Consider the following 18215-nt stretch of genomic DNA (forward strand, 5'->3'; position numbering starts at 1 on the left):
TTCCATTATTGGCAATGATTAGCCATTATTACTTCTCAGAACTGTATCATTACTCAGAATTATTTGATAGATCACTAGGTTAAATATCGGATTAAGTGGCTTATTCACGTCGAGAAATCCCGGGTTACGGCTTCGCCTTCACCCAGGCTACAAAGATTATTTTCTACTTCAATTATTCTGAGGTAATAACTTGCAATTGAGTCACGTTTTGCAAGCCACGCGGCAATCGATTGCCTCGACGCCCACGCTCACCTTTGTAATGCTCCAGATCAGCCCCTTTCAAAGTAAAATGACGTTTACCAGCATGTACAGTAAGGGAGTCATCTGCAGAAAGTACTTGCAAATCAATCACATACTCTTCACGTGCTGCGGCTTTAGCAGAAGGGATACTGATCAACTTATTTCCCTTGCCGCGAGATAATTCAGGCACCTCTTTGGCCGAAAAAATGAGTAAGCGACCAGCGCTGGTAGCACAGGCAACAAACAACTCATCATGTTTAGGGAGTATTCGCGGTGGTAAAATATTACTGGCATCAGGCAGCCTAATACATGCTTTTCCATTGCGATTTTTTACATAAAGATCGGCGATTTTAGCAATAAATCCATATCCTGCATCACAAGCTAATAACACCAATTGTTCTGGCTCACCGCCAACTACCGCTTCAAACAATGCACCTTCGGCAGGATTAAGTTTACCGGTCAAAGGCTCACCTTGTCCGCGCGCAGAGGGTAAAACATGGCCAGGCAAAGAATAGACCTTACCTTCACTATCAAAAAAGAGAATTTGCTGGTTTGAGCGCGCCATGGCCTGTGCTTTGAACTCATCACCTGCTTTATAACTGAGCTCACTTCCAAGGACATCAAAACCTTTAGCGGCTCTTACCCAACCTTTTTTGGAAAGCACAACCGTAATCGGCTCATTGGGTAAAATATCTTCTTCTTTTAATGCCTGTGATTCTTGGCGGACAATAATTGGTGAACGACGCGCATCACCAAACTCATCTCTATCCTTAATAATTTCGTCCTTAACCAACGTTTTTAGGCGTTGTTCTGAGGCGAGAATGCTCTGCAGATTATCGCGTTCAGCACAAAGCTCATCCAGCTCACCACGTATCTTTATCTCTTCCAATTTGGCCAAATGGCGCAATTTCATTTCTAAAATGGCTTCCGCCTGGCGATCGCTGAGATTAAACCGGGCCATTAATCCTTGTTTAGGGTGTTCGTGTTCACGAATAATGGCTATGACTTCATCAATGTTCAGATAGGCAATCAGTAATCCTTCAAGCACATGAATGCGATCCAGTACTTTGAGCAAACGATATTCCAAACGTCGTCTTACGAGCGTGATTCGATAAGACAGCCACTCGGTTAGGATATCCAGTAAATTTTTTACTTTGGGTTTGCCATCAAGTCCTATCATATTGAAGTTAACTCGATAACTTCGCTCCAAATCGGTCGTGGCAAATAAATGCGACATTAAGCCTTCCACATCCACTCGATTTGAACGCGGGATAATGACCAAACGGGTTGGATGCTCATGATCAGACTCATCGCGCAAATCCTCGACCATAGGCAATTTTTTCTGTTGCATTTGCAATGCAATTTGCTCGATTATTTTGGCACCAGATACCTGGTAAGGCAGGGCAGTAATCACAATATTTTGCTTTTCCTGACGGTATACCGCTCGCATTTTAACGGAACCATTACCTGTCTCATACAAAGTAGCAATTGCTTCAGGTGGCGTAATGATTTCAGCCTCAGTCGGAAAATCAGGCCCTTTAACGTACTGAGTAATTGCAGCTAAATCCGCTTGCGGATTATCCAGTAAATGCACGCAGGCGTTGGCTACTTCGGTGAGGTTATGCGGGAGAATATCCGACGCCATGCCCACCGCAATACCAGTTGCGCCATTTAATAATATATTAGGCAGACGCGCTGGCAATAATGAAGGCTCTTGTAGCGTTCCATCAAAGTTGTCGACCCAATCGACGGTACCTTGTAATAACTCAGAAAGGAGTACTTCCGCGTAAGGAGATAATCGAGCTTCAGTGTACCTCATGGCCGCAAAAGACTTAGGATCATCAGGAGAGCCCCAGTTTCCCTGGCCATCAACAAAAGGATAACGATAAGAAAATGGTTGCGCCATTAATACCATGGCTTCATAACATGCGCTGTCGCCATGCGGATGGAACTTACCCAACACATCCCCAACCGTACGCGCTGACTTTTTATATTTGGCTGTTGCTTTCAAACCAAGTTCAGACATCGCATAAATAATGCGCCGCTGCACTGGTTTTAATCCATCGGCAATATGAGGTAAGGCTCTATCTAAAATAACGTACATTGAATAATCAAGATACGCCTTTTCTGTAAACTCAGTTAATGCTTTTCGTTCTGTAACGTCATTCATCGTTTTTTTATTCATGAAAATAATAAGTACTATTTAACCACTGGGATGCTCTGTTGCAAAGTAATTTTAGCAAAGTTCGCTTAGTGCATATATAGAAACAGCCTATATATTGTGAATAACTTTGTTCTGCTTGCTCGAACAATGACAGGATATTTCCTAACTTATTGAAAATTAAATGATTTTAAAATATGCTGTTTTTTAAATCATTTTCGCCCTGTGGATAACTTTGTGTATTATGCTTGAATAAAAATGTTAAGTCATTGTAAATCACATAAAAATCACTAGCGTTTCTTCCCGCCAACTGCCTGTTGCCATGAATTACACGGATAATGATATATAATTAAATAAAGAAAAACATGATTAATGGCCTGTTATGGATGACAGCAAAAAGAGAAATCAAGACTCGCTATTTACTTACTCGACTTCACGATTCAGTAAATTTTTATTGTATTTCATTTTCATACCAGCGCTTGCACTCGTATTAATTATTAGTATTTCCTCTTATCGTCAAGTAGATAAACTGGTCGAGGCGAACAGTTGGGTAACCCATACTTATGAAGTGATTCAATCCGTTGATCAGGTACTATTCTCCATTGTTAATATTAATTCCTTACAAAGAGGCTATCTGATTTCTGGTGATGACCAGTTCATATCATCTATTGATAAAATAAAAAGCGGCTTGAAACAAAATTTTGATAATTTATTTGAGCTGACAAAAGATAACCCGCCACAGAAGGAACGAATAGCTCATTTTATTGATTTAATCAATCAAAGGCTTAGCCAATTAAATCAAACCATTCAATTAAAAATGAATAACAAGCTCAATACACAAGAGGGGATGGATTTTTTCCGTCAAGAGGCAGACCTTTCAAATCAAATTAAAGACGCAGGCCAAGAAATAAAATCAGTTGAATTAGTACTGCTAAATGGAAGAAATGACATCGTACTTGCTAACGCGAATTTTGCAAACTTTATTATTATCTGTGGAAGCATTGTGAGTATAGTTGGTTTAATTTTAGCCTTCATCCTCGCGAACAAAGAATTATCTCGCAGTTTAAAAGCAGAACGTGATAGGAAATATGTTGGGACTCAATTAAGAAGTATTTTAGAAAGTGCAACAGACATGATCGCTGCTGTGGATAATAATCATTGCTATCTTATCTTCAATGAAGCATATCAACGTGAATTTAAACGTTTATTTGGCCGACATATAACCATAGGCATGAATATAGATGCTGCTTTTGCTGATATCTCCAGTGCAAAAAGTAAGTTAGTGGAGATATGGAAAGAGTCACTAAAAGGCGGGGAGTTTGTAAGAAATATTGAATTTGAAGCACATAAGCAGCATAACGTCTATGAAATTACTTCCAGCTTAATTAAAAATGAAAATAACGAAATTAGTGGGGCAGTGCATATTATTCGTAATATTACCAAGCAAATTGCAGAGCAAATCGAACTTAAAGAATCTTATGAAAAGCTCAATGCCGGAATGCTCGCGTTGCAAGATAAAAACGAACAAATCACTCTTCTTGTGGAGATGAGTGACATTATGCTTGCATGCAGCTCTCAAGATGAGTTAAGTCATGTCATGACAAAATACTGTCAGCGCATGCTGAATTTTGCGAGTGGTTATTTATATGTCATGCATCCCTCAAAAAACTATTTGGAAATTGCGACAACCTGGGGTACCCCCAACGACCAGGGAAATACTTTTTCTCCTGATGAATGTTGGGCAATTCGCTTGGGAAGGGTTCATCATGTACGTCCATCCCACAACGAACTAATTTGCAATCACGTGCACATCACCAATGAGCAAAACACAGTCTATCTTTGCGTTCCCCTAATGGCTCAGAATGATATTTATGGTTTATTGTATTTGGAAATTACCCAGGAAACTCCCGTTGCATTTTCTGAGAATCAACAACTATTCATTAATGCGTTCTCTGAATTAACTGCTTTAGCCTTTGCAAATGTACGCCTAAGAGAAAACCTCAGGTATCAATCGATGCGTGATCCTTTAACCGGCTTATATAACCGTCGATATCTAGAAGATTTTCTCTTAAAACAAATTCATCAAGCAGAACGTACAAAATCACCACTTTCCGTTTTAATGCTCGATCTAGATCACTTCAAAAAAATAAATGATACCTATGGTCATGATGCAGGTGATGCAGCTTTAAAAGAGTTAGGTAAAGTATTGCAAGATGATATTCGCGTTGGTGATATTGCCGCGCGCTATGGCGGTGAAGAGTTTCTTGTTGTCTTTTATAGTACCGATGCAGAAACAATTAAAACACGCGCTGAGAGCATTAGACATGAAATTTCACGCCTGCAAATAAAATATGGCGCCCAAGTCGTAGGTCCTATTACCGCATCTATTGGTATTTCCGTTTTCCCGACGCACGGACGTACCCCAGAAGAATTAATCGAATCAGCAGACAAAGCATTGTATTTTGCAAAAGCTAATGGCAGAAATCAGGTGGTTTTATTTTCAGATCTTGAAAAGAAAAAGTATCGTGGCAATGGGAAAAGGAATGAATACAACAAGTCTTCTGATAATAAGCTAATGTGAGTCGTAAAGTCCGTAGGAACGCAAGCCCGGGTTACACTGCACTGCAAGTATACGTTTAAAGAAAATTTGGTGGTTTCAAAGAGATATAGAACTTCTTTCTTAACAAAGTAAGAAGTTCTAACAATTAAATTTGCAATTACTATTTGATATTTTTTCTAACTTTTTGAATCAGGCGAATCTGTGCAACAGCTCGAGCGAGCTCTGCAGCAGCAACCGAATAATCCATTTCACCGCCTTTACTAGACATTGCCGCCTCAGCTTGCGCTTTTGCAGCAAGGGCAGCTGACTCATCTAGATGCTCAGCTCGTTCAACTACATCTGCAAGGACAGTAACGCTGTTAGGTTGAACTTCCAGCATACCACCTTGAACGTAGTAAATTTCTTGCTGACCACCAGGCAAGGTAAGTCTTACTTCGCCTGGTTTTAGAACGGTAAGTAAAGGTGCATGACCTGCTGTAACGCCTACTTCACCTAATTCTCCGGTTGCAACAACCATTTCGACTAAGCCAGAGAATATTTCATGTTCAGCACTAACAATATCTAAGTGCGTTGTTCTAGTCATATTTGCTTACCTCACAAGGTCTTAGCTTTCGCAACTGCTTCCTCAATGCTACCAACCATATAAAATGCTTGCTCAGGTAAATCATCATATTCACCAGCGAGAATGCCTTGGAAGCCTTTAATTGTATCTTTTAATGATACGTATTTTCCTGGAGAACCAGTAAAGACTTCAGCAACGAAGAATGGTTGTGACAAGAATCTTTGGATTTTACGCGCACGGGTAACAACACGTTTATCTTCTTCAGATAACTCGTCCATACCAAGAATCGCGATAATATCTTTTAATTCTTTGTAACGTTGCAATGTTTGCTGTACACGACGAGCCGTATCGTAATGCTCTTGGCCTACAATAAGTGGGTCCAATTGTCGTGAAGTTGAATCTAAAGGATCAACCGCAGGATAAATACCTAATTCAGCAATTTGTCGTGACAATACAACTGTCGCATCCAAGTGAGCAAACGTCGTTGCTGGAGATGGGTCAGTTAAGTCGTCAGCAGGTACGTATACTGCTTGAATTGAAGTAATAGAACCTGTTTTGGTTGAAGTAATACGCTCTTGCAACATACCCATTTCTTCAGCCAGCGTTGGTTGATATCCTACCGCCGAAGGCATACGGCCTAACAGCGCTGATACCTCAACCCCTGCTAGAGTATAACGATAAATGTTATCAACAAATAATAATACGTCACGGCCTTCGTCACGGAATTTCTCAGCCATAGTCAAGCCAGTTAATGCAACGCGTAAACGGTTACCTGGTGGCTCATTCATCTGACCATAAACTAATGATACTTTATCCAATACATTAGAGTCTTTCATTTCATGATAGAAGTCGTTTCCTTCACGAGTACGCTCACCCACACCCGCAAATACTGAGTATCCACTGTGCTCAATCGCGATGTTACGAATTAATTCCATCATGTTAACGGTCTTACCCACACCGGCACCACCGAACAGTCCGACTTTACCCCCTTTAGCAAAAGGACAAAGCAAGTCAATAACTTTAATACCTGTTTCAAGCAACTCTTGGCTGCCTGCTTGCTCTTCATAACTTGGTGGCTTACGGTGAATTGACCAATGTTCTTCTGCGCCGATGGGGCCAGCATCATCAACTGGACGACCTAGAACATCCATAATTCGACCTAAGGTTTTCTTACCAACAGGCACTTGAATAGGATTCTCTGTATTTTCAGCTTTCAGACCACGCTTCAGTCCTTCTGTTGTTCCCATAGCAATAGTACGTACTACGCCATCACCAAGTTGTTGCTGTACTTCAAAAACCAAATCACCATCAACAAGTTTTAATGCATCATTGATTTTAGGGACATTATCACGGGGAAACTCCACATCCACAACCGCGCCAATAATTTCTACTACAGTTCCTAAGCTCATTTTATACCCTCTTATAAAGCGGCTGCGCCACCGACAATTTCTGCCAATTCTTGTGTAATTGCAGCTTGTCGAGCTTTGTTATAAGCCAATTGAAATTCTTTAATCAAATCACCGGCATTATCCGTTGCATTTTTCATTGCAATCATTTTCGCCGCTTGTTCACAAGCAATATTTTCAACCACTGCTTGGTAAATTTGTAATTCGATAAAACGTTCTAAAAGATTATCCAGCAATTCCTTAGCATCAGGTTCATATATATAGTCCCAATGATGCCCCATTGTCTTGCTGTCTTCTTCTGATTTTGGCAATGGTAGTAATTGTTTCACCACAGGCTTTTGCGTCATGGTGTTAACAAATTCGTTGTATACCACATGTAGCGCGTCAATAGTGCCTTTGTTAAAAGCATCAAGCATTACCTTAACGATACCAATAATGTCATTAATACTTGGCGTATCACCAAGATGGTCTACAGAACCAAGAACATTACTGCCAACACGCTTAAAGAACGCTTGTCCTTTACGGCCAATGACTGCAAGATCAACCTCTTTGCCTTGTTCTTTCCAGTGACGAATAGTACGCACTGTTTCACGTAGTAGGTTTACGTTTAAACCACCACATAATCCACGATCTGTAGTAACAACGATAAGACCGATACGATTAACCTCACGATGACTCATAAACGGATGTCTGTATTCTGAGTGCGCGCGAGCAATGTGCTTTACTACGCTGTAGATCTTACTAGCATAAGGTTTAGATGCGCGCATTCTTTCTTGAGTTTTGCGCATCTTACTTGCTGCCACCATCTCCATTGCACGAGTTATCTTTCGAGTTTTATTAATACTCGAAATTTTCGAACGGATTTCTTTTGCTCCAGCCATAATATCACTTCGCCTTAAATTGACTTACCAACTTGCTGTACGCTTAAAGTCTTCTACAGCTTTTTTCAATTTTGCTTCAATGTCATTATCGTAAGCACCTGCTTCATTGATCAGTTGTAACAGATCAGGATGTGTGCTGCGCATATAGTCATGTAACGACGCTTCAAATGCAGCAACTTCATTTACAGGTACATCATCCAAATAACCTTTTTCAACCACAAACAATGCTGTACCCATTTCAGCAACAGATAATGGAGAGTATTGTTTTTGTTTCATAAGTTCAGTGATTCGTTGTCCACGCTCTAATTGCTTACGAGTCGCGTCATCAAGATCTGAAGCAAATTGCGAGAACGCTTCTAATTCACGGAACTGAGCAAGTGCTAAACGAGTACCACCACCTAACTTTTTCATGATTTTCGTTTGTGCCGCACCACCCACACGAGATACAGAAAGACCTGAGTTAATAGCAGGTCGAACACCTGAGTTAAACAAATCCACATCAAGGAATATCTGACCATCTGTAATGGAAATAACGTTAGTTGGTACGAACGCAGATACGTCACCCGCTTGAGTTTCAATAATTGGTAATGCAGTTAATGAACCTGTTTTACCTTTTACTTCGCCCTTAGTCAGCTTTTCAACTTCATCAGCATTGATTCGTGCAGCTCTTTCTAATAAGCGTGAATGTAAATAGAAAATATCCCCAGGGTATGCTTCACGACCTGGTGGTCTGCGCAACAACAAAGATATTTGACGATATGCCCAAGCTTGTTTGGTTAAATCATCATAAACAATCAATGCATCTTCACCGTGTTCCATGAAGTATTCACCCATGGTACATCCAGCATAAGGAGCAATAAACTGTAATGCAGCCGAATCAGAAGCTCCTGCTACGACGACGATGGTATGCTCTAAAGCACCATGTTCTTCCAGTTTACGAACGATTGCCGCAACAGAAGAAGCTTTTTGTCCTATTGCTACGTAGATACATTTAACGCCAGTACCTTTCTGGTTGATGATCGCATCAATAGCAATCGCAGTTTTTCCTGTTTGACGGTCGCCAATAATAAGCTCACGTTGACCACGTCCAACTGGAATCATCGCATCAATAGCTTTTAATCCGGTTTGTACGGGCTGATCTACTGATTTACGCGCAATAACGCCAGGAGCCACTTTTTCAATTGGTGACATGCCTGCAGCATCAATTGGTCCTTTACCATCAATTGGATTTCCTAAGGCATCAACAACTCGGCCTAAAAGTCCTTTACCTACTGGAACTTCAAGAATACGACCAGTACATTTACCTTTTTGGCCTTCAGCTAAAGAAGAATATTCACCAAGAACAACCGCGCCCACTGAATCTCTTTCGAGGTTAAGAGCCAGACCATAAACGCCGCCAGGGAATTCAATCATTTCACCAGCCATTACGTCTTCAAGGCCATGTAAGCTCACGACACCGTCTTTTAAGCTAACAATAGTACCTTCATTTCGTGCTTCAGATACTACACTAAAGTGTTCTATTTTCTTTCTGATTAATTCACTGATTTCAGAAGGATTTAATGCTACTTGTTCTGACATGGAAACTATCCTCTAAATTATGCGGCCAATTCAGTGCTAAGCTTATTAAGCTTGCCACGAACTGAACCATCTATAACTAAATCGCCCGCCCGAATTATTGCTCCACCAAGCAAGGAAGGATCAATACTGATTTTTAACGAGACCTTACGCTGTAAGCGCTGACTTAATGATTCGATTAATCGTTGTTGTTGTGCACTAGATAAATCTGAGTAACTGCTTACATCAACATGCAGCGTTTTTTCTTGCTCTGCACGATGTGCTTCATAGAGTGCATAAATATCAGGTAGCAACATCAATCTTTTATTTGTAGCCAGTAAATTAATTAAATTGTTTAATGGCATATTTTCATTTGATTTTGCACCCATTGCTGCTTGCAACAGCTCAATGTGCTGCACGACGGTTGTTGCTGGATTCGTAATAAAATGCTCAGCCTCTGGCGTCAACACAGCTTGTGCAAGATTTCTCAAATGTGCTGACCACTCAGCTAATTTTTTTTCCCCTAAGGCATATTCAAAAATTGCTTTAGCGTAGGGTCTGGCTATGGTGGTACTATCAGACATTTTAAATCTCTTCTATCAAGTTATCTAACAATGCAGTGTTTGCCTTAGCATCTACTTCGCGCATTAAAATTCTCTCAGCACCAGTTATAGCCAAGTTTGCTACTTGTTTACGCAACTCATCTTTTGCATGGTTGATTTGTTGCTGTAATTGCTCTTGTGCCAATTTCACTTGTGTTTGCGCTTCATGTTTTGCTGTTTCTTTAGCTTCTTCGATTATTTGCGCAGCACGCTTATTTGCTTTTTCAATGATATCAGCTGATTGAACTTTGGCTTGCTTTAATTCATCTTTTACACGATGTTGTGCCAATTCCAATTCTTTTCGACCTCGTTCAGCAGCAGCAAGACCATCAGCAATTTTGTCTTGTCTTTCTTCCATTGCCTTTGCCAATGGAGGCCATACTAATTTCATGGTAAACAAAACAAACGCTGCAAAAACGAGCATTTGTACAATTAGTGTTAAATTAATTTCCACCGTTTAATCTCCTGTAACAATTAGGGCGCTTAGCGCCCCGATCATGTGTTATCAAGAACCCAGGTTGCTTAGGAAAGGGTTTGCGAAAGTAAAGAACAATGCGATACCCACTCCAATCATGGTTACGGCGTCTAACAAACCAGCAACGATGAACATTTTTACTTGTAACATTGGAACCATTTCTGGCTGACGCGCTGAGCCCTCAAGGAATTTGCCACCAAGCAAACCAAATCCTATCGCTGTGCCCAATGCACCCAAACCAATTAACAAGGCAACCGCAACAACGGTCATACTTTGAACTTGTGCTATTAAACTAGCGGCTTGCATATTTATCCCCTTTACAATGGATGAAAATTAAATCGGTTAATGATCTTCGTGTGCTAAACTCAAGTAAACAATCGTTAGCACCATGAAAATAAATGCTTGCAATGTAATTACCAATATGTGGAATATTGACCAAGCCAGCGCCAAAATAAATTGTGCTGAGCCCAAAGTCACGGTACCCAGAGTTGATGATGTTGCAGCATTTAAGGTTAACAGAGCGATCAATATGAATATCAATTCGCCTGCATATAAGTTTCCAAATAACCGCAGTGCTAATGAAATGGGTTTCGCAATAAGACCAACCACTTCCAGCAACAGGTTAAAAGGTATGAATCCGGGATGATTAAAAGGCTGTAATGTGAGCTCTTTTATGAACTTTTTGGGGCCTTTTATCTTAATACTGTAAAAAATGATGAGGATAAATACAGAAATTGATAAACCAAACGTTAAATTCAAATCGTTTGTTGGTACCACTTTAAGGTAATGAATACCTCCCGTCTGAGCAATTGCAGGTAATATGTCTACGGGTAATATGTCCATAAAATTCATTAAGAAAACCCACAAAAATATTGTGAGTGCCAGCGGACCTATTAAATTATTTTTACCATGGAAGCAATCTTTTACCTGATTATCTGCAAACTGCAGCATAATCTCTGCAAAGTTCTGCATCTTACCAGGAATGCCTGTCGTAACTCTGCGTGCACCAAAATACATCAGCGCACAAACAATAACTCCTAAAACAACTGAGAAAAACAGTGTGTCGAGATTCAATGTCCAGAAACCACCCGAACCCAATTTCATATCACTAACGTTATAAGTAAGATACGTTAAATGATGTTTGATGTAGTTTGTGCTAGATACCATTTCAGTCACTTTCAGGCCTATTCTGTTTATTTATAATAATCAACGGGGTAAACCAATGCGTCATCTGTATCATAATATATGATGCAAAAAACGCTAGCGGCGTAATTTTAAATAGTAAAAACACCGCGGTGAATAGGAATATGGATATCACTATCTTTAACGCTTCGCCCTTGTAGAAACTATTTACGATCTGCTTGGCCGAGCGAGCACCTTGATACTTAAACAGTTTGCTTGCAAAAAACGCGTTAGGAACAATACAAACGATGCCACCAAGCAAAGCTGAGCTTGCCGCATTAGTATCATATACTAGTGCACATAAAGCTGCGAAGACCAATGTAACGCCAGATTGTACACACCATAGTCGTACAATGCCGCGCTTACTTAGCTGTTTGTTCACATATTCACCTAAGTTTCACCGCGCGAATTATAAAGTAACTGGTATAAATAATCAATGCCATTTTTTATACATGCGTGATTATTTACTACCAATGACCTATATTAGACGCTGATGCCCAGGGTTCTTGAATAGGTAAAGGTTCGCCTTTTTGCAGCAATTCGATAGAGATATTATCTGGCGAACGAATAAACGCCATATGGCCATCTCGAGGAGGCCTGTTAATGACTACCCCTGCATTTTTTAATCGTTGGCATGTCGCATAGATGTCATCTACTTGATACGCTAAATGGCCAAAATTACGACCTTCTTTATATTCTTCGGGATCCCAATTATAAGTAAGCTCGAGCATAGGTGTATTTGTGTGGCTTTTGTGCTCTAAATCACCCGGTGACGCAAGAAATATCAAAGTATAGCGGCCTTTTTCATTCGGCGTGCGTTTGACCTCAACCAGTCCCAATTTATTGCAAAAAAAGTCCAGTGACTCATCTAAATTAGATATTCGCACCATCGTATGTAAATAATTCATCCCTTTTCTCCTTTATTATTGGCATTTATATCCCGTTAATGCCGCTTACAATAGATTTTAACGTCTATAATTATAGTGTGGAACTTATTATCACAACTCAGGTAATAAGTAATGTTATTAACCTCGCAAAAGGAAAGAACATGCCTGATAAGATCCAACACACTGCAGCCAGTATGCAGCAAAAAATGCTCGCTCGTTATAGCGATGGATTATCTCATAAACATAACAAACATCACCTAGAATATCGACAACACTGTAGATCCCACCCATGTAATCAAAGTAATGGCTTAAATGAAGAAGATGGATTAACTGGTTCTACGGGATTATTACGTCAATTTAAATTAAGGAAAATACGTAAACGACCTGACAAAGGACATTTCCATTAACAACATGCATCCTAGGAAAAGCAGTTGGATGTATTTACCCTTGCATCAATTGCTTTTCTAGGGTTATCCAAAAGAATTATTTTGATACGTAAAATATTTAAGAATTTTTACTACTTGCGTCACATCACTTGTTTGTCTTGCCATATTAACTACTTTTTCAGCTTGTTCTTGATGCACATCTCCCATTAAATAAACCACTCGATCAGAAGTTACTACCTTAAATGCGTTCGGATCAATAGAGCCATCAGCAAAAATTTGGCTGCGGATCTTCGCTGTAATCCAACCGTCTTGCACTGAATTTGATCCTGAGGCACTTACTCCTACCTGATTAAACATCCGTCTATAGCCTTTTACTAAAGCCAATCGTCGTTTTAATTCGACACGCATTTCAGGAGTGGGTACATGGCCAGCTAATAAAACATCTCCGTTAAACACCGCAATATCAATCACACAATTGTTATTTTTAAATTTATTATCAATCGTGATCGCGTTATTTACTTTGAGGTATAAATTGTAATCATCCAATTTTTTATACACATCGTGTCTATCATAAACCATAGTGGCACCTGTCCATAAGCTGCTTATGCAGCCAGACAGACACAATAGAACCAATGTAAGTAGAACAGCAAAACATCCGTGTTTTAACATTTTATTTAATGAATATACTGGAAAATTTTAACCACTTTATTTACACCATTAACTCGGCGTGCCGCATCAACAGCAAGCGCTGCCTGGTGATCATTGACGATGCCCATGAGATAAACCACTCTATTTTCTGTGACCACGCGGATAGAGCCTGATTCAAGTCCTTTTTTAGCCAGCAATGCAGTACGAACCTGACTGGTAATCAGACTGTCTTTTGAACGGGCGGTCAGAGGTATGGGGTAGCCAACCGATATTTCATTGTAAACACGATGCACACCTGGGCCCCCGCGTGCAATTTTTTCAGCCAAATTACGTAAAGACGGCGTAGGCGTTTGTCCGACAAGCAATACAACACGGTTAAAACTAGTCACAATAACGCGGGAATCACTAAACTGACGGTTAGTTACTATTGATTTATGAATGACATGAAATAATCGAGCGTCGGCTTCCATTGTAATTACGCCGCGTCGATCATAAACCATTCCAGCAACAGCACCTGTTACAACAGCAGCAACACATCCTGTTAACAGGGAGGCGACCAAAAGAAAAGCAATCGATTTTAATCTAAATTTAAAACTCATTTTTTTACCCCAAAACCTGACCAAACAATGATTGGTCAATTAAATCACAAAAGCAATGTAAGATGAACAGGTGCATTTCCCTAATTCGCGCCGAATTATCGGATGCAACACGCAGCTCAATATCCTCGGGACCCAAATGATTGGCAAGCACCCCTCCATCTCGGCCACTTAAGGCAACCGTATCCATTCCGCGTTCATTTGCGGCATGAAGCGCATGCAACATGCTGTCTGAATTACCTGATGTAGTTAATAAAAGTAATACATCATTTTCTTGTCCAAATGCCTGAATTTGCCGTGCAAAGACTTGGCTGTAATGATTGTCATTTGCAGAAGTGCTTAAACTGGTTGCGTCGGTACTCAAATTAATTACGGGAAGCGCGGGTCTTTCTACTTCAAATTGATTCAACATAGCACTGGCAAAATGCATGCAGTTAGCACTTGAGCCCCCATTTCCACACAATAATATCTTTCCATCCGCAAGCAAACAATTCACTAAACGTTGCCCAGCTTTGGCAATCGCATCAGATAAAGAATCAGCGAGGGCTATTTTGGCTTCTATGCTCATACCAAATAAATGCCTTACTCGTTCTTCCAGTTGTACCGTCATATCAAACCTCTATCACTTATTTTTTGTAGCCTGGGTGAAGCAAAGCAGAACCCGGGGCTTCCTGGTACATTTTCTCCACACCTTCACCCAGACTACAAAAATATTTACTCTGTTAATCAATAATCTGCACCAAACGCATCCTTTATCCAATTAATGGTCGCTGATGTGCCATCAATACTTACAACATCAAAACGAAGGGCAAATTGGTCATACTTTTTATGTTTCAGCAAATAGTATGTAGCCGTCTTGAGTATTTTCTGCTTTTTTGCATAAGTAACACTGGCAATGCCGCCACCAAACTGGGCGGATACCCGTGAACGAACCTCTATAAAAACCAGTTCTTCCTGATCACGCATAATTAAATCAATTTCGCCCAGGCGGCAACTGTAATTTTGCGTCATTAACTTAAGTCCTTGCTTTTTTAAGTATGCTAAAGCCTTTTCCTCAGCAATGCGTCCTTTCTCTTGAGTTATCAATTACACGGTCTCACCCAAAGAATGGACAAGTCCTTGTTTGAACTGTCCCCACTCCAATACACGTGCCACCTGTTGCGATGGTTTGAGATATAAAATACCATCTCCATTATGCGATTGATCTGCTGGGAATAACATCAATTGGTTCAATTGGGTTGCCAAAGTATAACTGTCTATTCCTAAAGCATACAATCGATTATAACTGTTAAATTGTTCTGGCCAATTGCGTGTACCGGCCTGATGTGCGAAAACCCAGGGGATGTCACAGAAAATGATTCCATCAAGATCTTTATCTTTCAATGGATTAGCACTACCACCATACACGCTGGCCGTAGCATAGACAGGAACATCCCCCGCATAATAATAATTGAGCAGCGGCATAATTTGCCGTGCTTTAGACGGATAGGCTAACAGAAAAATCATATCAAAATCTTGCCTGCGACTAATAACCGGTTGGATTTTCAGTCCTAATAATTCTCTTATTTTTTTCTCACGTTGCTGGCTGTTGCTGATTTGCAGAAAATCTTTCATTTTTTTATTCAAATCATCATTTGCAGCATATGAAAAAGTATCCACAACACGTCCACCACTCTTTTGCCATTGTTGCGTAAACGCGTGAGTGACTTCCTTTCCCCAATCAGTACCAGGCGCAATAATCAATGCACGACTATATCCTTTATTTTTTGCTCTGAGCGCAACCTGAATCGCTTCATTTACCGGTGAAAGGCCAAATGAATAAGAGTTTTCCTGGATATTGGCATCCGCATCATTTAATAACAGGGTAGGGACAGGGTGGGCTAATGCCGCAACTACTGCTACCTGTGATTTTGTTAATGGTCCCACAACATAATCCGCCCCTTCATTAAGCGCAGTTTGATACAAAGAAGCCACATCACCTTTACTGGTATCATAAGTTTTTACCTGCATGGAGGTCTTGTTATTATTCTTATATGCTGCCATAAATCCATCGCGTACTGCGGTTCCTGGTCCTTGTAACGCGCCACTTAAAGGAAGCAAAAGCGCAACCTGTTTCGGCTGAGCACGTATTTTATTGGCAATTGAGTCTAATGGATTAGGCAAAATATGATTTGCCGGATGCTCATTAAAATGAGATTGCCACTGATCTAAAGCAGCAAGCAAAGACTGTGGATTATCTCGATACTTGCGTGAAATTAACGCGAGCTGTAGCCAGCCTTGTAACACAGATTGATCAGATGCTTTAGTAGCCAAAGAATTTAATTCAGTTTGTGGCATATGCGTTAAAGTTAACCAAAGTATACGGCGATTATTGGCTTGACTCTCGTCATCAACCAGCAATGACTCAAGTTTGATACGCTCATTAATGGACTCCAATGGCTTATCAGTACCACGATAAGCTTGTGCCAATAACTCATGAAATTGAATCTTTTGGTATAGAACAAAGTCATCACGCTCCGTAATACTGGCTAATTTATTTAATGCCGTTTGTGGACGGTCGCGAATGAGATCAATTTGTGCCAACAAAAGATTTTTTTCATTCTTAAGTGTCGGTGTTAAATCTGTAGTCTGTGCTAAAATAGCAGCGCCTTGTCGCCATTGACCTTCTGAAATCAAATGACCCGCTGCGAGGAGTAACGATTGTTGCTTGTCACTGCCTTCTTGATTTTTGGCTTGTATCAGGTAACTTGCGGTAGATTTAGAATATGGGTTTGCTATTTTTTTCTTCTCTACTTTTGGTGCAGTTACGGGTATAGGTGTTGCCATTTCAGGCGGGTTAACTGCTGTAGTACATTGACAAAGAAAAAGGGTTGATGTCAGTAAAAAAAATGCGCGAATTTTTATTGTTTTAATAAACATATTTTTAGACATTGAATAAGCAATAACGCAAGAGGATAAACCATGACAAACTCACTAGCAACAGGCATAGGAACTCTCTATATCGTTGCAACTCCAATAGGAAACCGTGAGGACATTACCTTTAGAGCATTAGAAGTACTTAAATCAGTTGATTTTATTTTAGCGGAGGACACCCGCCATTCCATACAGCTACTCAGTGCTTTAGGAATAAAAAAAAATCTTGAATCACTGCATGCGCATAATGAAAATGACAAAAGTAAACACATTATCGATGAGCTTTTAGCAGGAAAATCGATTGCCTTAATTAGTGATGCAGGCACCCCATTAATTAGTGACCCTGGATTTTTATTAGTTAAATTAGCCAGGCAGCAACACATTCCAGTTGTGCCTATTCCTGGGGCTTGTGCATTAATTACTGCACTTTGTGCAGCAGGCATTCCTTGTGATTCTTTTCTTTTTTTAGGATTTCTTCCGGCAAAACAGCAAGCACGGAAAAGCAAATTGCACGCCTTGCGCACCGAACCACATACTTTGGTTTTTTATGAATCAACACATCGTATTCTTGAATGCATCACAGACTTAAGTGACGTTTTTGGTGAAACAGGTGAGATGGTTCTCGCCAAAGAATTAACCAAAACGTTTGAACGTTTTATTACAGGTACGATAATGGACGTTAAAAATTGGCTGTTGGCAGAGCCAGCACATGTTAAAGGTGAGTTTGTTGTGCTCATCCCTCCTCGTCCCGTGGTAGCTGAACCAGATGCTCATGAAAAACTACTTTCCGTGTTGCTGAGTGAGTTACCTCTGAAACAAGCAGTAACTATTGCCTGTAAGCTCAGTGATGGCAGTAAAAACGAATTGTATGAAAAAGCTTTAGCGATAAAAAACAAATCAACGTAGCTTAGGCGCCTTGTATCCCAGATTACGCTAGGCTAATCCAGGATACAGTACTGTAATGGAGAGACCCCTCATCACACTTGGGATTTTAAGTATTAGGTAATTCGTTGACAAAAATAGTTCAATAACCGTAGGCTGGGCTGCTAAGCCCAGCATGTAACAATGCCAATTTATGAATATGATGAGTAAGTTACTTGTCAAATTGAGATTATCGTGATGACTTTCATGATGAGCATTTTGAAGGGTAAGAATTAACTCA

General features: G+C 40.2%; 19 protein-coding genes. 3 read left to right on the top strand and 16 right to left on the bottom strand.

The features are described 5' to 3' along the window. Positions 1-172 precede the first annotated feature (172 nt). Positions 173-2425: a DNA topoisomerase IV subunit A gene (parC, locus tag Lste_RS13155; protein ID WP_058511381.1), complete on the bottom strand. Its 2253-nt coding sequence runs from the start codon at positions 2423-2425 to the stop codon at positions 173-175. A 358-nt stretch (positions 2426-2783) separates the two neighbouring features. Here parC and Lste_RS13160 point away from each other — a divergent pair, with 358 nt between their 5' ends. Then, positions 2784-4982: a GGDEF domain-containing protein gene (locus tag Lste_RS13160; RefSeq protein WP_058511382.1), complete on the top strand. Its 2199-nt coding sequence runs from the start codon at positions 2784-2786 to the stop codon at positions 4980-4982. A gap of 139 nt (positions 4983-5121) precedes the next feature. Here Lste_RS13160 and Lste_RS13165 read toward each other — a convergent pair whose 3' ends face one another. The 10 genes from Lste_RS13165 to Lste_RS13210 all read right to left on the bottom strand — a co-directional run bounded on the left by Lste_RS13165 (position 5122) and on the right by Lste_RS13210 (position 12531). Beyond that, positions 5122-5544: a F0F1 ATP synthase subunit epsilon gene (locus Lste_RS13165; protein ID WP_058511383.1), complete on the bottom strand. Its 423-nt coding sequence runs from the start codon at positions 5542-5544 to the stop codon at positions 5122-5124. A gap of 11 nt (positions 5545-5555) precedes the next feature. Beyond that, positions 5556-6932, bottom strand: coding sequence for a F0F1 ATP synthase subunit beta (atpD, locus tag Lste_RS13170; RefSeq protein ID WP_058511384.1), 1377 nt, complete (start codon positions 6930-6932; stop codon positions 5556-5558). Between the two features lie 11 nt (positions 6933-6943). Further along, the gene (gene atpG, locus Lste_RS13175; RefSeq protein WP_058511385.1) at positions 6944-7810 is read right to left on the bottom strand and encodes a F0F1 ATP synthase subunit gamma; all 867 of its coding nucleotides are present in this window, start codon (positions 7808-7810) and stop codon (positions 6944-6946) included. Between the two features lie 24 nt (positions 7811-7834). Continuing rightward, positions 7835-9388: a F0F1 ATP synthase subunit alpha gene (atpA, locus tag Lste_RS13180; protein ID WP_058511386.1), complete on the bottom strand. Its 1554-nt coding sequence runs from the start codon at positions 9386-9388 to the stop codon at positions 7835-7837. 17 nt (positions 9389-9405) lie between these two features. Continuing rightward, positions 9406-9948: a F0F1 ATP synthase subunit delta gene (locus Lste_RS13185; RefSeq protein ID WP_058511387.1), complete on the bottom strand. Its 543-nt coding sequence runs from the start codon at positions 9946-9948 to the stop codon at positions 9406-9408. A 1-nt stretch (position 9949) separates the two neighbouring features. Next, positions 9950-10420 (bottom strand): F0F1 ATP synthase subunit B, encoded by a 471-nt coding sequence (locus tag Lste_RS13190; protein WP_058511388.1) that lies wholly within the window; start codon positions 10418-10420, stop codon positions 9950-9952. 51 nt (positions 10421-10471) lie between these two features. Next, entirely contained in the window at positions 10472-10747 is a 276-nt protein-coding gene (gene atpE / locus Lste_RS13195) for a F0F1 ATP synthase subunit C (protein WP_006869493.1), read from the bottom strand. 36 nt (positions 10748-10783) lie between these two features. After that, on the bottom strand, positions 10784-11608 hold the full coding sequence (gene atpB / locus Lste_RS13200) for a F0F1 ATP synthase subunit A (protein WP_083503965.1): 825 nt from the start codon (positions 11606-11608) through the stop codon (positions 10784-10786). A 1-nt stretch (position 11609) separates the two neighbouring features. Next, entirely contained in the window at positions 11610-12005 is a 396-nt protein-coding gene (locus tag Lste_RS13205) for a F0F1 ATP synthase subunit I (RefSeq protein ID WP_058511389.1), read from the bottom strand. 85 nt (positions 12006-12090) lie between these two features. After that, positions 12091-12531, bottom strand: coding sequence for a VOC family protein (locus Lste_RS13210; protein ID WP_058511390.1), 441 nt, complete (start codon positions 12529-12531; stop codon positions 12091-12093). Between the two features lie 140 nt (positions 12532-12671). On the opposite strand from Lste_RS13210, the gene Lste_RS13215 reads away from it, so the two are divergent. Further along, a complete protein-coding gene (locus tag Lste_RS13215) occupies positions 12672-12917 on the top strand; it encodes a hypothetical protein (protein ID WP_058511391.1) in 246 nt (81 codons plus the stop codon). A 63-nt stretch (positions 12918-12980) separates the two neighbouring features. On the opposite strand, the gene Lste_RS13220 is transcribed toward Lste_RS13215, so the two are convergent. The 5 genes from Lste_RS13220 to Lste_RS13240 all read right to left on the bottom strand — a co-directional run bounded on the left by Lste_RS13220 (position 12981) and on the right by Lste_RS13240 (position 17071). Beyond that, entirely contained in the window at positions 12981-13565 is a 585-nt protein-coding gene (locus tag Lste_RS13220) for a BON domain-containing protein (protein WP_058511392.1), read from the bottom strand. A gap of 5 nt (positions 13566-13570) precedes the next feature. Next, positions 13571-14143, bottom strand: a complete 573-nt coding sequence (locus Lste_RS13225) for a BON domain-containing protein (RefSeq protein ID WP_058511393.1) — start codon at positions 14141-14143, stop codon at positions 13571-13573. Between the two features lie 4 nt (positions 14144-14147). Then, positions 14148-14750 carry a D-sedoheptulose-7-phosphate isomerase gene (locus Lste_RS13230; protein ID WP_058511394.1) on the bottom strand — a complete coding sequence of 201 codons (603 nt, stop codon included), beginning with the start codon at positions 14748-14750 and terminating at the stop codon, positions 14148-14150. Between the two features lie 116 nt (positions 14751-14866). Beyond that, positions 14867-15223, bottom strand: a complete 357-nt coding sequence (locus Lste_RS13235) for a YraN family protein (protein WP_058511736.1) — start codon at positions 15221-15223, stop codon at positions 14867-14869. A 3-nt stretch (positions 15224-15226) separates the two neighbouring features. Next, complete coding sequence (locus Lste_RS13240; protein WP_237760484.1) at positions 15227-17071, bottom strand: penicillin-binding protein activator; 1845 nt, start codon at positions 17069-17071, stop codon at positions 15227-15229. Between the two features lie 30 nt (positions 17072-17101). Between Lste_RS13240 and rsmI the strand changes: the two genes are divergently transcribed. Then, positions 17102-17959 carry a 16S rRNA (cytidine(1402)-2'-O)-methyltransferase gene (gene rsmI, locus Lste_RS13245; RefSeq protein ID WP_058511395.1) on the top strand — a complete coding sequence of 286 codons (858 nt, stop codon included), beginning with the start codon at positions 17102-17104 and terminating at the stop codon, positions 17957-17959. The last annotated feature ends 256 nt before the right edge of the window (positions 17960-18215 follow it).

This window comes from Legionella steelei (assembly GCF_001468005.1).
GTDB classification, from domain to species: domain Bacteria; phylum Pseudomonadota; class Gammaproteobacteria; order Legionellales; family Legionellaceae; genus Legionella; species Legionella steelei.

Bases quoted from the DNA above. Each gene is read 5' to 3' on its own strand.
- atpE (WP_006869493.1), bottom strand. From the start codon at position 10,747: ATGCAAGCCGCTAGTTTAATAGCACAAGTTCAAAGTATGACCGTTGTT.
- Lste_RS13210 (WP_058511390.1), bottom strand. From the start codon at position 12,531: ATGAATTATTTACATACGATGGTGCGAATATCTAATTTAGATGAGTCA.
- atpA (WP_058511386.1), bottom strand. From the start codon at position 9,388: ATGTCAGAACAAGTAGCATTAAATCCTTCTGAAATCAGTGAATTAATC.
- atpD (WP_058511384.1), bottom strand. From the start codon at position 6,932: ATGAGCTTAGGAACTGTAGTAGAAATTATTGGCGCGGTTGTGGATGTG.
- parC (WP_058511381.1), bottom strand. From the start codon at position 2,425: ATGAATAAAAAAACGATGAATGACGTTACAGAACGAAAAGCATTAACT.
- Lste_RS13215 (WP_058511391.1), top strand. From the start codon at position 12,672: ATGCCTGATAAGATCCAACACACTGCAGCCAGTATGCAGCAAAAAATG.
- Lste_RS13240 (WP_237760484.1), bottom strand. From the start codon at position 17,071: ATGTCTAAAAATATGTTTATTAAAACAATAAAAATTCGCGCATTTTTT.
- rsmI (WP_058511395.1), top strand. From the start codon at position 17,102: ATGACAAACTCACTAGCAACAGGCATAGGAACTCTCTATATCGTTGCA.
- Lste_RS13225 (WP_058511393.1), bottom strand. From the start codon at position 14,143: ATGAGTTTTAAATTTAGATTAAAATCGATTGCTTTTCTTTTGGTCGCC.
- Lste_RS13185 (WP_058511387.1), bottom strand. From the start codon at position 9,948: ATGTCTGATAGTACCACCATAGCCAGACCCTACGCTAAAGCAATTTTT.
- atpB (WP_083503965.1), bottom strand. From the start codon at position 11,608: ATGGTATCTAGCACAAACTACATCAAACATCATTTAACGTATCTTACT.
- Lste_RS13165 (WP_058511383.1), bottom strand. From the start codon at position 5,544: ATGACTAGAACAACGCACTTAGATATTGTTAGTGCTGAACATGAAATA.
- atpG (WP_058511385.1), bottom strand. From the start codon at position 7,810: ATGGCTGGAGCAAAAGAAATCCGTTCGAAAATTTCGAGTATTAATAAA.
- Lste_RS13160 (WP_058511382.1), top strand. From the start codon at position 2,784: ATGGATGACAGCAAAAAGAGAAATCAAGACTCGCTATTTACTTACTCG.
- Lste_RS13230 (WP_058511394.1), bottom strand. From the start codon at position 14,750: ATGACGGTACAACTGGAAGAACGAGTAAGGCATTTATTTGGTATGAGC.
- Lste_RS13220 (WP_058511392.1), bottom strand. From the start codon at position 13,565: ATGTTAAAACACGGATGTTTTGCTGTTCTACTTACATTGGTTCTATTG.